We start from the raw sequence: 15,406 nt of genomic DNA, 5'->3' as shown, positions 1-15,406 counted from the left end.
CCGCTATCATCCCCTCTGATAGGTCAGGTGCTATCCCCGGTGATATGAAGGGTGATATCCGGAGGGATGGCAACCCTCATATCAACGACAATAACATACGGACGTCCTTACAGTTCTCCGGGACGTTCCTCTTCGCCTCCCGGATCACCGACCGTCAGGAGGATCGGGAACTGATAGCTGCGAGGGGATTTTACGGTCGTATAGTTCGGACCGGCCTGTGTCGTCATGCTCAGATAGTACTGGCCGTCTGTTAGTTGCGGGAGGGAGATAATGATCTGCGACTTCGTATTCGTCACGACCAAAGGGACTTTGACCGGATCGCCTCCGGCTTCGGGCGTGAAGAAAATACCGACTGAAGGATCATCGCCTTTCAGCAGGACGTTGCTGCCTGTTATGATCGCAGGAGCACCGGGCGTCAACTGGCCGTTCTTTTCGCCGGTGGTGGAGTCGGTGATGCTTTCGATCATCGGACCTACGGTGGCGATATCGGCATTGACATAGATGTTGTCCAAGACTTTCCACAAGGCTGCAGCGGGGGTGAACGTGACGCCTAATTTATTGTCCGGCGACTTGTAGTCGGACTTTTTACCATCGAACGAACCGCCAATGTTCAGAAGATACTGCCCCACACCGTCCACCACGCTCTTGCCTTCGGCAATGGCACCACGTTTCTCTTCATCAGCCATGCCTAAGATGTTTTCAATGGTTTCGGGACGGTATTCCGTCCGTTTCGCCACGATACGAGCCGCAATTTCTTTATTACGGATTGTTCCGGTTATACGTACTTTACCGGTATAATCACCCGGTTTTTCGGTTAACACATTGTCGTACAAGTCGACTGCCAAAATGGTCTTTTCTGTTGCCATAATATAAAATTTAATATTCGTCAATCAGACGAATGTTATTTGTAATCATAATGAAATACCCTTAATTATGATATAAGGGAAATAAGTACGACCAGTTCTGCTTTTTCTTTAAATTCTCCCCTTTCAGACAACAAAGTTTACCTTCAATCTGGTTTCCACAATATAGTTGAACATCAAAAATCTGATGTTCCAACCTTTCACGTGCTTAAAAGCAATAAAAAAAGCATCCACTTAAAAATAAGCAGGTAAATTTGTTATTTTAAAGTATGTTTTTTCCAAAATAATATATCTATCTTTGTCACATCTTTAAAGGCGGCTGTCTATAAACAGCATTTTCAAAGATAATAAACCACCCTTATATCATAATTAAGGGTATTCCCGCCTCAATATTAATTGATCTATTGTTTTTGTAATTATCGCGTTCGCTTTGCTCAATTCGGATTGGTCCAGTTGAGCGACATAATAATGAGTCGTTTTTTCTGACGTATGCCCCAATGCCTGGCTGATAAGTGCAATCGGAATAAGATGCCGATGTGCTTCTGTTGCCCATGTGTGCCGGATCACATACGATGTAAAGGGCACTGTGATGTCCAAACGCCTGCCCAATTCTTTCAGATTGTTATTATATTTTCGTAACAAGGCTTTATAGCGTTCATAGCTCACCTTTTTTCCGGATAAGATAGGGAAAAGATACGGACTGCCGATCGACGCATATTTATCCAACAGAAGCCGCATTCCCTGGGTCAACTCCATACGAATCAACGTTCGTGTCTTTGTCCGGTGGTAAATCAACATATTCCCCTCAATATTTTCATGAGTCAAATGCGCCAGATCGACAAAAGGTATCCCGCAAGCCATAAAAGAAAAGGCACAAAGATCGGCAGCCAATTTCAAGTCCGGTTCGTGTTGCAAATCCAGCTTGGTCACATTCTCCAACACATCCAACCGAACAGCGCGTTTGACCGTTTTTTCCAAACGGATTACGATATGCCCGAAAGGAAGGAGACAGGGCCTATAGCCGATCTCACGGATAATCTGGTTATACATCGCGCGAAAACCGCTCAAGTAGGAATTGATCGTGTTTGCACGAAGAGAGTGTAAGCCACGAAGATAGCAAACAAAGCCATCTACTACGGAAGGGCCGATCTGCCGGACAGGAATACCGCGTCCATTGGAATATTTCCATAACCAATTGCGGGTAGCCCGATACAAATCTGCCGTCGCATCTTTACCAGCCTGCCGTTTGCGGCTGATCAATGTATCCATCCAATCGAATATGGAGGATTTCGCTGATAATTGTTTCATGATGTTTGTTGTCATATCACATTTGTTTTAATGAAATGAATATACAACAAACCTAAGGAATAATGGGTTGCCAATAACCATTTGCCTCTCCCGATAAAAAGGAGAGTCCATCAAAAACAAGTTTCGATAGACTCTCCTTATTTATAGAGTTTTGTTGGCAGCCGATCTTATCGTATTACAATCTTATGACTTTCTTCACCTGCCACCACGATATACAAGCCTTTTGCAAGTTGGAAAGAGCCATATCCGGCGACCTTGCCGGCGACAATACATTGTCCGGAAAGGTCATAGATGCGAACAAGGATCCCGCCGGTTGCACGAATCACGACCTCGTCGCCTTGTACACAGACAACCGGCCTATCGACCGTTACGCCTTCATTACCGGTCGCCGTGCCGGTCGTTTTGACTTCGATCGTATTTTGTGATATGATAATCGGAGTCGGATAATCTCCTTCCCGGACAGCCATTGTCTCAATATAGTAGGTTCGACCGGCTGACAGTCCCTCGATTGTAAAAGAGAATGAAGACGAACGGAGTTTGCCGTCGGCATCGAACTGATATTCATCCTTCAGCCGGGTCTTAGCCGCGTCCTCGTACACCTTTACAATATAACCGGTTGCCTGTTCAAATGTATTACAGGTTACAGTCATTGTACTATCGGTTGTTTCGCCAACTACCGGTTCTATCATTTCCCCTTCTTCTAATATTCCACCAAAGTTTTTCCAACCTTCCGCCTGCGCGTATTGTGCTTTGGAGCCTGAAGGAACGTATAAGACACAGTCATACACCGGTGAGGAATTAAATAAATCCTCCATTGTTGCATGGAAAAACAATTTTGGGAAAACAGCAGGGACGGGATTCAGGCAATGCATTTCCGTCAACGTACCGACACATCCGGCAAAACAACGTTCTCCGATCGTAGTCAAGCCGGCAGGCAATGTAATCGACTTTAATTTTTTGCATCCGATAAATGCCTCTTCGCCGAGTTCCGTCACCCGATAGCTCTTGCCGTCCTTCGAAACAGTTGCAGGGATGATACAATCCGTTACGGTCCATGTGGCATTATCTTCGACATCCGTACCTATAACAGCTACATTTTCCGAACTTGTTATCTGGTATTTCACATGGTCTGCCACAAAGAAATCCGACTCCTTCACTCCTTTCGCACGAATCAACATATGCCAGGATGCATTCAGATTAATTTCTCCTGTTGCAGAAGAATAAATGTCGCCAGAAACCTTCTGAACATCACTTCCATATTCGACTGTGATATTTTGGGGCAGTTCGTATCCGCTTTCCGGTACCAATTTACCAACAAACCGACCGTCTCTGCTGACTTTAAACGAATCGGCTTCTAATGTCAAATGCTCCAACTCGGAAACCACATAATATTTTTTACCGGCATCCTTCCGGCTGACCAGAAAGAAGGTATAAGTATTTGTTTTCGTCTTATCTGCCGATGTCACTTGTACCTTAGCCAAACCGCCTTGTTTCAACGGGACATCCGTAATGACCAGCGTCGCATCCGGATCATTCGGCTCAGCAACCGGATAAATCCTATACGTATCCATTTGCGCATCCGTGTAAACAGGGGGCATTCCCTGACTGATTGCATCTTCATTACTGTTGTAAGGGACTTCGTAGTTATAAGTGTCCGGCTTAAAATTATTGACCGGTACACTATAGCCATCTTCCCCTATTTTGTAAGAAAGGGATTTCAAGGTGGCATCAGCGGCTTCGGATGAAGCCAATCCGGTACTTCCTGCGACATGTGCCGATGACAACAATAATCCGGCCAATACCAATAAGACATTCATCTTATGTCCTGCTCCAATGTGTAAAAATTCATTCATACTCTTATTATTTATGGTTTAACAATTGTACAAGGCATCGCCTCAAATATGACTGATCGCAAAGGAGGCGGTTTTTATCACAATACCTATTGTTTATCAACAATTATTTCCAAGCATACAGACAAAGATAGAGATAATATGATAGAAAAAACAACAAAACTTAATAATTATATAATCTCAAAAAAAGGGATATCCGAAAGCCGGACATCCCCTTTTTTATAAATTCCAATTTACTACTTCTTAACGCAATGTACCCTGCTGTGCCTCCTGGATCATTTTCTGGTTAGCCAGGATGATAATTTCGACACGGCGATTCAGTGCGCGTCCTTCCGGAGTATCGTTAGAGGCAATCGGATCATGAACACCTTTGCCTTCATAAACCATGCGGTCGCTGCTGACGCCTTGCAGCATCAGATAGTCATACACGCTCTTTGCACGCTTCTCGGATAATGTCTGGTTATAGTCGACTTTACCCGTATTGTCCGTATATCCGACAATCTTGATATCCGTATCGGGGTTGGCTTTCAGGCTGTTTGCAAAATTACGCAAAGCACTCTTGGAGGCATCGCTCAAAGTGCTCGAATTGGTAGCAAACAAGATGCCTGAATCAAATGTGACCTTCAGCGCCTCACCGTTGTTGATGGTCTCGACAGTCGTTTCTTCCGGCAGCGTAGCTTCCAGTTCCTTCTTCTGTTTGTCCATCTTCTTACCGATCAGAGCACCAGCAGTCCCGCCCACGGCAGCACCGATTATCGAACCCAACGCGGTATTACCAGCCAAAGCGCCGACTCCGGCACCTACCGCCGCACCTCCGCCGACTCCGATAGCCGTACCTTTAGCGGTATTGTTCCATGTTCCACAACTCGTAAAAACGACTGCCATACAAAGCAGCAAAACTGATAACAACTTAAAATTTCTCATCTTCTTATTCTTTTGTAAACTATATTGTAATTATACAACAGTCTATTATTCGAACATGTTGATGGAATCGCAATATTCAAGTTCTCCCTGTACAATAAAAGTGATGTCTTCAGGAGCGAACTTGCCTACATTGTCTTTCTGAGCATTTTTTACAACAAACCCGATCAATTCATCTTCATCAATATCAATTTCGGCATTGTCATCGGAATTTTCATCAAGAAAACCCTTCGACTCATAAAACTCATAAATCAGATCCACAATATAATTAATATCGTCATTACTGAATTTTCCTTTCAATTCCTGGGGAAGATAGTTCTGGATAAATGCTACAGAATCGTCTTCATCGTAAATCAAATCGTCTTTGTCACTCATATCTTTTTAATTTTTGGTTGATAGATGCTGCAAAGATATTGGAATAATCGAACTTTGCCCATTATTTTCCTTACAAATCTTCACTCTTTATGCAAGCAATTGTCACAACACCCGCACCGTGTCCCTTCCATGCCGAAATATTCGGAAATAAACTCCTGGCGGCAACCTTGAGTCTCAAGATACTCCACTACCTTTTCGATTCGCATTTTGAAAGCAGCCAAACGGTCATCGTAAGAAGCTGTCGAAATAGAAAGGCGTTCCAAGGGAACGCGGATCATCTTAAAAGTGATCCGGGGATTCTTGCGGGGAGGGACATAGCAAAAACCGATGTTCCGAAGATAACCCAATACTTTCGCAACCTGCAAAGGTTCCAATCCGGTCTTTCTTGCCAGCAGGTCTATACTGACAAACACGCCATCGGAAAAAAGCCCTTCATAATTCCTCAGAACGGCAACAAGTATTTGAGCAGCCGGAGAATCATCTTCAAGAAAGCGGTCAAGCGTCCAACGGGGCTGGTCATACCTTAAATAAGGATGGGAATCCGGATAAGGTTCGAACCGGAGATAGTTCGACAAAGACAATATCTCAAGAGAGGCACGCAAACGGCCTTTATCGAAATGCCAATCCCGCAAAAACTGTTGTTCTTCCAAATAAACGACAGTCCCTTCCCCATCTCCTTCTGCAATCTGAAAGCGGTTACAAAGAGCCTCATATACTCGCTTGATATACTCGATTGTAGGGAAAGTTTTGGAAGGGCGCCCCTTTATGTCTGTAATATCCTGCGGTCCCAACAAAGCCACGGCATAGGCCCGCTTTCCATCACGACCGGCACGCCCCGCCTCCTGGTAATAGGCTTCCATCGAATCGGGGAACTCCGTATGGATAACCAAGCGGACATCCCCTTTATCAATACCCATACCAAACGCATTAGTGGCAACCAATACACGAATATTCCCTTTCTGCCAATCAGTCTGCCGCTCTGTCTTTATGGTCGATTCCAATCCTGCATGGAAATATTCGGCCGAGATGCCTGCTGCACGTAGCTTTCCGGCATACTCTTCTACACCTTTGCGAGTACGGCTATAGATCACTGCGGAACCGGGGACGGAAGATAAAATATGACAAATCTCCATCAATTTATTATCCGTTTTACGAACCACGAAGGAGAGGTTATTCCGCTGGAAAGAGGTTTTAAAAATCTTATAACCACGACGAAAATGAAGCTGTTCGCAGATATCTGCGACTACAGAAGCCGTAGCAGAAGCCGTAACAGCTATTACCGGAACACGGGGAATGGCATCACGAATATCAGCGATGAGACGATAATCCCGGCGAAAGTCATTTCCCCACTGTGAGATACAATGCGCCTCATCTACAACCAACAAATTCACTTTCGCTGACAAAGACTTTAATTTCCCCTGAAAGAGCTCGGAAGAGATTCGTTCGGGGGCGATATAAAGGAACTTATAATCTCCCAAGATGCAATTATCCAGTTGTTGCAAAATCTCCCAATGCTGCATTTCCGAACTGATAAACGCCGACAAAATCCCTCGCTTTTGCAGGTTCTTCACCTGGTCCTTCATCAAAGCGACAAGCGGACTGATCACAAGGCAAATACCCGGTATCGCCAATGCCGGAACCTGGAAAGTAATGGATTTACCACCTCCCGTCGGCATAAGCGCCAATGTATCATGCCCGGACAGGATACTATCTATGACTTCCGCCTGTCCCGGCCGGAACCCGTCATAGCCCCAGTTGTGCTTCAGAACTTGTAATGGATTGTGCATATTATCGAACGTTTCTGCAAAGATAGGATGGTTTGTCGCAAAACCCATATTCTTTTTGCACTTTTGAATAGCCTTCAATATCTCATTTGAACCGAACTTAGCCTCATCAAACTTTAAAAACATGATAACAGACAAAGAAACAAATTTCGTTTATTTCAGTTCCTTGATAAAAGAGAACAAACAATATGCCCCGCTTTGGAAAAGGTTGGAAAGGATATTAATTAGAAAAAGAATCGGTTACGGTTTTATCCGAAACACACGCGATATCTGGTGCAGAGACTATATGCCCATTCAGGTAGACACGGATAAATTCATACAATTCAACTTCTTTCCGGATTATTGCCTTACGCCGCAGCACATTTCCAAGCTGACAATACAAGACGAAATCAGGATTCACCACAAAATAACACCCAAGCATATCGACATGGTTATTGACGGAGGTAATTTCGTCAAATCGGCATCGAATGTCATACTAACAGAAAAAGTCCTGAAAGAAAATCTGAAACTCAGTAAAGAAACAATTTGTAGCACATTGAAAAAAGAAATCGATATTGATAATGTCTTTATAATCCCCCAGTTGCCCTACGACATAACCGGACACGCCGATGGAATGGTTCGGTTCATGAACGATACAGACCTGCTCGTTGCCGATTATTCCAACGAAAGCAAAAGTTGGCGCATAAAAATGGACAAGGCTTTGGAAAAAACCGGATTAAACATCATTCCATATTCATCCCAAACTATAAACGAAAAAAATAAAGATGGAGATTACACCGCCAAAGGAACATATATCAATTTTTTACAGATTGAAAATTGTTTATTATTTCCTTTATTCGATTTGGAAACAGACGACTATGCTTTAACACAAACAAGAAAGTTATTCCCGCATTGCAGAGTCATTCCTATAAAATCCAACGAAATTGCTGTTGACGGAGGTGTCCTCAATTGTATTGCATGGAATATAAAAACAAATCCCTATTTTCTTCCTCAAAATAATATACCCGAAAAAAGACTTGACAAGTCAGAGCAAGGACTGTTCGTATTAAGCAGATTGGGTACTTATTTGTCTACTTTCGATTACTTGCAGATAGTAAAATGTTTTGAAGCCGTTTGGAACATAGCACCAGGGATTGAATTAGGACATGAAAATATAAAAAGCCAAGTACATCTCTTTCTTGAACAAGAACAGACTTATCAAAATTTTCCCAATCCTATCCCAATGGAGCTTGTAGACCAAACCATTGATTTGATTTTAGAATATATGAAAAACACCCATCAATACGAGATTTTCATTGTTCAATAACAGGAATACAAAAAATATATAAACACAGAAGAAAAATGAAAGAGTTACTATTATTTATCGTTATTTTTGTTGTCTTATTTCGAATCGGAGTTAAGCTACAACGCTGGATAAACGGCACTGATAAAATTGCCAAGAACCAGAAAAAGCTTTTGCATGAGTTGAAAAAACAAGATGATAAACACTAAAATTAAGAATACAATATGAAATTGCAAAGTTTATTAGATTTGAGAGATGTCAATGTTGAAGAACTCGAAAACAGATTCAAAAATATTGCCCAATTATTATTTCAAGAGTATCACATCCAAAAAGGAAATGAGGCATATGACTTTCACGAAATAGAGTTCTATTACTACACAAATGGACATAAAGATGCCATAACTTATCCACGAATCACAGAAGCAGGTAAGTGGTTTTTCCACCAGAGTGGTGTAGACCTGACATTCAAAAGTGATTCTGAAAACTATGGCGGGATTCTGATCAAAAGCCTCAAACACGGCGATGAAATTATTTTAGGCCCTTTAAAATGTTCTTGGATACTATTTGATCTTTTCGATGCATTCAACATGACACGAGATGAATATCCATTAATCGTATGTAATGAAAAAATAGAGAAAGAGATCTTAAGCAAAAAGAGAAAAATCAACTTCAATAAAGATGACGAAACAAACCAAGCAAAAGCCCAAAACAAGTACAAAGAGGACTATCTAAATTTCGTCCATTTTATTGATGCTGAATATCTATTTTATTGTAAAAAATAACTATTTACAATAATTCAGAACGGACTTCAACGACAGGTAGCAGGACTTCGGTCAATAAATCCGTTTCCGGAGTATCTGCGACACTGTTCAAATACCGTTCTAAAATCAAGTCTTCACCCAATAGATAACCATCAGGAATTTGTTGCAAGATAGCATCATAAAAAGAATCAAGTTCGTCATAAGCCCCTTTATGCACATACAAGGCATATCGGGACTTAGGCAAAAGCATCGTTTTTATTTCATCTGTCACTTTCAGTTTCGGTAAATGACGAACCGTCAGTCCAGCATAAAAACGACATTTTTCATCAACCGTTATTTCCCGGTCATCATAACATATACCCCAATATTCTACCGCCTCTGGTAGTAAATCGTGCGACAGGGCATACTCATAAAGCCTTTCCCAACTTCTTTCTTCAAAACATTCGGAAGCACAATCGACATAACTACCTTGATAAATGAGAAAGATAATAGGTCTCTCCGTCAATTCAAGAAGAGAACAGCCTATCTTGTCCAAAACCACATCCGAAGCAAATTTATCCAATTTATACTTTGTTGGCGACTGCCAATATCTTTTCCTAAAAGCATTATAGAAAGCGGTATCGTTCGTCCAACCTGTACGTTCAGCGATTTCTTTTTGAGTATAACGCTTTTCTTTCAACAATTGTAATCCATATTCAAGCCGGACACGATTGATATACCGCCCCGGAGATTCCTTCATAACGGATTTGAAAACTAATTGGAAATTACGTTTTGACAAGCAAGCCACTTTGGAAAGCGCATTGATGCAGATTGATTCATTAAAGGCTCCGTCAGGCTCCAAAGACCAATCACGGTGTATTTGCATATTTATATAATGCAACACGGTCTCTATATGTGATTTGTAGTTCATGGTAATTTATTAACCAGACAAATATAAGTAATATCCACGATACCCTCTCTAATCTATTTACGTACAAGTAACAAAAAAAGCCCTGTCCCCCTTTTCGGGAGCAGAGCCTTTCACATAATATATATCAATCAAACCATCTTTAGTTCTTAAAGACCAAAGTTGCGCCGTCGCTGTCGATTGTGATCGGGCGATCTTTATTGATTTTTCCGCCCAACAATTCTTTAGACAGTTCGTTCAGCACGTATTTCTGGATAACACGTTTTACAGGACGGGCGCCAAACTGCGGATCGAACCCTTTGTCCGAGATAAACGCCAGAGCTGCATCTGTAAATTCCAGGGCAATACCGTTCTGAGCCAACATCTTTTTCACACTATTCAGCTGAACGGTGACGATCTTACGGATCTCTTCTTCGTTAAGCGGAGTAAACATGATGATATCGTCGATACGGTTCAGGAACTCCGGACGGATCGTCTTCTTCAGTAATTCCAACACCTGGATCTTCGTTTCATCCACTACCTGATCATGTGTTTCGGGTGTCATCTTCTCGAAGTTTTCACGAATCAGGGACGAACCCATGTTACTGGTCATAATGATGATCGTATTCTTGAAGTTGACGACACGGCCCTTATTGTCGGTCAGACGGCCGTCATCCAACACCTGCAAGAGGATATTGAAAACATCCGGATGGGCCTTCTCGATTTCATCAAACAGAACGACCGAATAGGGTTTACGGCGGATCGCTTCCGTCAACTGACCACCTTCGTCATAGCCGACATATCCCGGAGGCGCACCGATCAAACGGGTCGCACTGAACTTTTCCTGATATTCGCTCATGTCGATACGTGTCATCATATTCTCGTCGTCGAACAGATATTCAGCCAACGCTTTGGCAAGTTCCGTCTTACCGACTCCTGTCGTACCGAGGAAAATAAATGAGCCGATCGGTCGTTTCGGGTCTTGCAATCCCGCACGGCTACGGCGCACGGCATCGGAAATCGCACTGATCGCCTCTTCCTGCCCGATCACACGTGTATGCAGTTCGGATTCGAGATGGAGCAATTTTTCCTTTTCGCTCTGCATCATCTTGCTGACAGGGATTCCCGTCCAACGAGATACTACATCCGCGATATCTTCACTGTCTACTTCTTCCTTGATCATGGCGGCGGCGCCTTGCATCGTCTTCAGTTTTTCCTGAACTTCTTCTATCTCCGCTTCTTTCTGTTGGATCTTTCCGTAACGGATTTCGGCTACTTTACCGTAGTCGCCTTCACGTTCGGCCTTATCGGCTTCAAACTTCAGGTTTTCGATATCGATCTTATTCTGCTGGATCTTGTTGATCTGCTCTTTTTCGCTTTGCCACTGGGCCTTCTGTTTCGTTTCTTCGTCCTTCAGGTCGGCTATTTCCTTATTGAGTTGTTCCAGTTTTCCTTTATCATTTTCACGCTTGATCGCTTCACGTTCGATTTCCAGCTGTTTGATACGACGGGATACCTCATCGAGGGATTCCGGCACGGAGTCGATCTGCAAACGCAGGCGGGCTGCGGCCTCATCCATCAGGTCGATCGCCTTATCGGGAAGGAACCGGTCGGTGATGTATCGTGTAGACAGTTGGACGGCGGCGATGATTGCATCATCTTTGATACGGACCTTATGGTGGTTCTCGTATTTTTCCTTCAAACCACGCAGGATGGAAATGGCATCCAATTCGTTCGGTTCGTCTACCATAACAATCTGGAAACGACGTTCGAGCGCCTTGTCCTTCTCAAAATATTTCTGATATTCATCCAGTGTCGTAGCACCGATCGAACGCAATTCGCCACGGGCCAAAGCTGGTTTCAGGATATTGGCGGCATCCATTGCGCCTTCGCCCTTGCCGGCACCGACCAATGTATGGATCTCATCGATAAAAAGAATGATTTCCCCATCCGATTTAGTCACTTCGTTGACTACGGCTTTCAGACGTTCTTCAAACTCACCTTTATATTTGGCTCCGGCAACCAAAGCCCCCATATCCAAAGAGAAAATCTGTTTCGATTTCAAGTTCTCCGGCACGTCGCCCCGCACGATACGATGTGCAAGACCTTCGGCGATCGCCGTCTTACCGACACCCGGTTCGCCAATCAGGATCGGATTGTTTTTCGTACGGCGGCTCAGGATCTGAAGTACACGGCGGATCTCGTCGTCACGGCCAATCACCGGGTCCAACTTGCCGCTACGGGCACGTTCGTTCAGGTTGATTGCATATTTACCCAGCGCATCATATGTATCTTCGGCAGACTGGCTGGTTACTTTATTTCCTTTCCGCAACTCTTCAATGGCCTGGCGTAATTCGTTTTCCGTCACACCGGCATCTTTCAGAATCTGGGAAGCTGTGCTCTTTTCCGTGAACAAGGCCAAAATGATCGGCTCCAGAGAAACGTACTGGTCTCCCATTTTGGATGAATAGTCGATTGCTTTCTGCAAAACGGCATTCGCTTCACTCGACAGGTAAGGTTCTCCGCCTGATACTTTCGGCAACGAACTGATCTGTGCATCCAACACACGGTTCAGATTCTGGATATTGACACCCAGTTTCTGAAAGATGAAATTGGTCACACTTTCACCCGTCATAATGACACCTTTCAGCAAATGCACGGCTTCAATCGCCTGCTGCCCGTTCTGAGTAGCAAGTTGCACGGCCTGCTGAACGGCTTCCTGTGCTTTAATTGTAAAATTGTTTAAATTCATATAGTTATACTCCTTTCAATTCTATTTTTCATTTCTAATTCTCACATACATTCCTACAAAACAAATACCAGAAACAAAATATGTCATTTTGTCACTTATTTTAAAACTACGCATTTGGCGAACCTGTCGAACAGTCTCGTTTCACGCCGCTTTTTACATATTGTCGGGAAAAGAACAAGGCGGTAGGGAAAAAGGTTTACTTTTGCCTTGTCAAGATGGGACTTTTTCTACTTAACTTTTGATCATCAATAAAGAATATCGTAGATATACGAAAAAATCCGATAATCATATTTTTCGATAAAACTCTTCAATAACTTCGGCAAAAGTCTCCGGCAGCCGTCTCAACACTTCGATTTTCCAGTCTTCGGATATTCCATAAAAGGCTTCTGCTATTCCTCCCGTAATGCAGGCTAACGTGTCTGAATCACCACCGAGAGAAATGGCCAAACGGATTGCTGTTTCAAAATCCGTACTTTCCAAAAAGGCGACGATCGCCTCCGGGACGGTTCCCTGACAGCTTGGGTTAAAGTGATAATCCGGCCGGATTTCGTCACAGGTAAAATTCAAATCATAGAAGAAAGTCGCTTCAATATATTCCCGGATAGCTTGCTTGCTTTTTCCTGTACGAGCCAGATAGATAGCGGCAGCCACAGCTTGAGCCCCCTTGATCCCTTCCGGATGGTTATGGGAAACGGCAGCCGTCTCTTCAGCCACTTGCAACGTCTTTTCCAACGAATCGAAGATCCATCCCACTGCGCTAACCCGCATAGCCGAACCATTGCCCCAACTATTATAAGGCTGCGGATTCGTTTCACAAAGCCATTGCCCGAAACGTGCCCCATAGCCACCCATCGGACACGGGAACTCCCTGCCGTAACGGTGCATAACTTGCACCAGATTCCCTCCATGCAATAGCCAGTCGGCCACGGCGACCGTCATAATCGTATCATCCGTATAACTACTTTTTCTGGTAAATAACGGAAAAGCCGTTGTCTTTATATTATCAAACTCATATACGGAACCGACAATATCCCCGGCTATTGCTCCTATCATATTGCTCTCTTTTTTATTTGGATATAAAAATACAAAACAGTTTCTTATATTCCAAACAGAAAATGAAGTGTCTTTCCGGCTTGGAACTTTCCGGCGGCATTGCCCGCATAAATCTCCCCATCCGTGAGCGTCAGCTTCTTCGCCGGAGCTCCGGCCCTAAAATCCAGGTCTTTGAAGTCGATCCAGAAAATATCGGGACTAAGCGTTGACTCGAAATAGTAGACTTTATTCTTTTGATCTGCCACCGTACGCCAGCGCGTCGAAGCGATATTGGGCTGTTCGGGAATAGATATCCCCAAAGGAACCGAAACATTACGCATCACACTGAAAACACCGGCGACAGCCTGCCGGAAATTACCGGTTTGCGGCAGAGCCTGGATATAAAACGATGCACGGACAAAACGATCGGAAGCGCGGTTGGTTCCGGGCAGCATAACCAAACCGCCAATCTGTTTCCAGTAATCATTCAAAGTCAATTGCTTGTCATAGGTTGGGGAATTGGTCATTATCTGACACTCGCGCCCCTCATGAATAATCAGATTGCCATCAATATATTCAAAGATGGCGCTATTCCCGGTCGCGTCCGAAATGGAAAGGTGCAAGGTAGATTTGGCTCCGTTGGGTAAATCCGGAGCGTCGATACGGAAAATTTCCCGGCTCAGTTCATTCACTGCTTCGTCCACCGTCGCAAAATTGTCCAAGACATATTGTGTCCAGATGCTCAGCCCCATCACCGGACGATGATCATTCGGACGATGATAGGAAGATTCGGTCAGGAAAAGCAAGTTCGCCACCAGGCCTTTTTCATTCATACCGTCACAAACCCCGATATCATATCCGGCGGTCACGACACTCCCGTATTTGGAAGTCCACGTTACCGTATTATCCGTAATCCCTCCCCGCTTCTCCATTCCCCTCGGAAAGAGATAAATATTCGACTGCGGGTCTTCCTTCCAATCCATCGTCCTTCCGGTCACGATCATATCATCCGGGCCCAGATAGACCGCACGCGTACAGGCATTGCTTTGCTCTGCCAAAAACATCAGGCCTACAACCGCCACAGATAAGGCTGCCAACTTATTTCTCTTTGTCATAACTATAATTTTAATATCTCCAAACTATACCTATAACAGGGATACGTGCATGATAGTTCCGGTTGTTCAGAACAACTTATAACAGAATAAAATCGACAATAACCCCTGTTTGCGCCATTTTTCTATTTCATCGAAAATTCCAGCTCATTTTGTTCTTACATTTTGTCCGGTTCAAGTATTTACAAGATAACGCAGGCATTATGAAGCAGGCATCTCATCCATATGTCGTTTTTGTTTTGTCAGTCTAAACGTAATAAATGTAACAATGTGGTAAAACTTAACTCCCGGAGAATCGAATATTCCCGGACAAAAAGGAAACGTCCCCAATTTATGCCAATGGATTTTTCCATCCTTTTTCCTGTGAGGTGCGCAGTTTATTTCCACGAAGACGGTCGTCAGTGCCGAGAAGTGCCGAGATTGTCAGTAATGACGACCGTCTTCATGGCGACAAAGTCCCTCATCAGAGCGATGAAGACC

At 43.7% G+C, this 15,406-nt stretch carries 13 protein-coding genes; 3 read left to right on the top strand and 10 right to left on the bottom strand.

Features of this window, described 5'->3' with window-relative positions:
• Window positions 1-107 precede the first annotated feature (107 nt).
• The 6 genes from ACW6QF_RS00285 to ACW6QF_RS00260 all read right to left on the bottom strand — a co-directional run bounded on the left by ACW6QF_RS00285 (window position 108) and on the right by ACW6QF_RS00260 (window position 7,152).
• Complete coding sequence (locus ACW6QF_RS00285) at window positions 108-866, bottom strand: DNA-binding domain-containing protein (RefSeq protein ID WP_456086383.1); 759 nt, start codon at window positions 864-866, stop codon at window positions 108-110.
• A 366-nt stretch (window positions 867-1,232) separates the two neighbouring features.
• Entirely contained in the window at window positions 1,233-2,186 is a 954-nt protein-coding gene (locus ACW6QF_RS00280) for a tyrosine-type recombinase/integrase (RefSeq protein WP_456086382.1), read from the bottom strand.
• A gap of 152 nt (window positions 2,187-2,338) precedes the next feature.
• On the bottom strand, window positions 2,339-4,024 hold the full coding sequence (locus tag ACW6QF_RS00275) for a leucine-rich repeat protein (protein ID WP_456086381.1): 1,686 nt from the start codon (window positions 4,022-4,024) through the stop codon (window positions 2,339-2,341).
• A gap of 240 nt (window positions 4,025-4,264) precedes the next feature.
• Entirely contained in the window at window positions 4,265-4,945 is a 681-nt protein-coding gene (locus ACW6QF_RS00270) for an OmpA family protein (RefSeq protein WP_186930361.1), read from the bottom strand.
• A 45-nt stretch (window positions 4,946-4,990) separates the two neighbouring features.
• Window positions 4,991-5,317 carry a hypothetical protein gene (locus tag ACW6QF_RS00265; RefSeq protein WP_456086380.1) on the bottom strand — a complete coding sequence of 109 codons (327 nt, stop codon included), beginning with the start codon at window positions 5,315-5,317 and terminating at the stop codon, window positions 4,991-4,993.
• 80 nt (window positions 5,318-5,397) lie between these two features.
• Window positions 5,398-7,152 (bottom strand): RecQ family ATP-dependent DNA helicase, encoded by a 1,755-nt coding sequence (locus ACW6QF_RS00260; RefSeq protein ID WP_456086379.1) that lies wholly within the window; start codon window positions 7,150-7,152, stop codon window positions 5,398-5,400.
• Window positions 7,153-7,225: 73 nt separating this feature from the next.
• On the opposite strand from ACW6QF_RS00260, the gene ACW6QF_RS00255 reads away from it, so the two are divergent.
• From ACW6QF_RS00255 to ACW6QF_RS00245, 3 genes are read left to right on the top strand one after another with little or no spacing between them, the layout of a single operon-like run.
• Window positions 7,226-8,407 carry an agmatine deiminase family protein gene (locus ACW6QF_RS00255; protein WP_298546524.1) on the top strand — a complete coding sequence of 394 codons (1,182 nt, stop codon included), beginning with the start codon at window positions 7,226-7,228 and terminating at the stop codon, window positions 8,405-8,407.
• 35 nt (window positions 8,408-8,442) lie between these two features.
• Complete coding sequence (locus ACW6QF_RS00250) at window positions 8,443-8,592, top strand: hypothetical protein (protein ID WP_298546526.1); 150 nt, start codon at window positions 8,443-8,445, stop codon at window positions 8,590-8,592.
• A gap of 15 nt (window positions 8,593-8,607) precedes the next feature.
• Window positions 8,608-9,165 carry a hypothetical protein gene (locus ACW6QF_RS00245; RefSeq protein ID WP_298546528.1) on the top strand — a complete coding sequence of 186 codons (558 nt, stop codon included), beginning with the start codon at window positions 8,608-8,610 and terminating at the stop codon, window positions 9,163-9,165.
• Window positions 9,166-9,169: 4 nt separating this feature from the next.
• On the opposite strand, the gene ACW6QF_RS00240 is transcribed toward ACW6QF_RS00245, so the two are convergent.
• From ACW6QF_RS00240 to ACW6QF_RS00225, 4 genes are all read right to left on the bottom strand, one after another.
• A complete protein-coding gene (locus ACW6QF_RS00240; RefSeq protein WP_456086378.1) occupies window positions 9,170-10,054 on the bottom strand; it encodes an AraC family transcriptional regulator in 885 nt (294 codons plus the stop codon).
• A gap of 139 nt (window positions 10,055-10,193) precedes the next feature.
• Complete coding sequence (gene clpB, locus ACW6QF_RS00235; RefSeq protein WP_298546532.1) at window positions 10,194-12,782, bottom strand: ATP-dependent chaperone ClpB; 2,589 nt, start codon at window positions 12,780-12,782, stop codon at window positions 10,194-10,196.
• A 285-nt stretch (window positions 12,783-13,067) separates the two neighbouring features.
• Window positions 13,068-13,835 carry an ADP-ribosylglycohydrolase family protein gene (locus tag ACW6QF_RS00230; protein ID WP_456086377.1) on the bottom strand — a complete coding sequence of 256 codons (768 nt, stop codon included), beginning with the start codon at window positions 13,833-13,835 and terminating at the stop codon, window positions 13,068-13,070.
• 44 nt (window positions 13,836-13,879) lie between these two features.
• On the bottom strand, window positions 13,880-14,929 hold the full coding sequence (locus ACW6QF_RS00225; protein ID WP_298546537.1) for a linear amide C-N hydrolase: 1,050 nt from the start codon (window positions 14,927-14,929) through the stop codon (window positions 13,880-13,882).
• Window positions 14,930-15,406: the final 477 nt, after the last annotated feature.

Source organism: Parabacteroides sp. (assembly GCF_977054455.1).
This window is presented reverse-complemented; position numbering and strand designations above follow the sequence as displayed.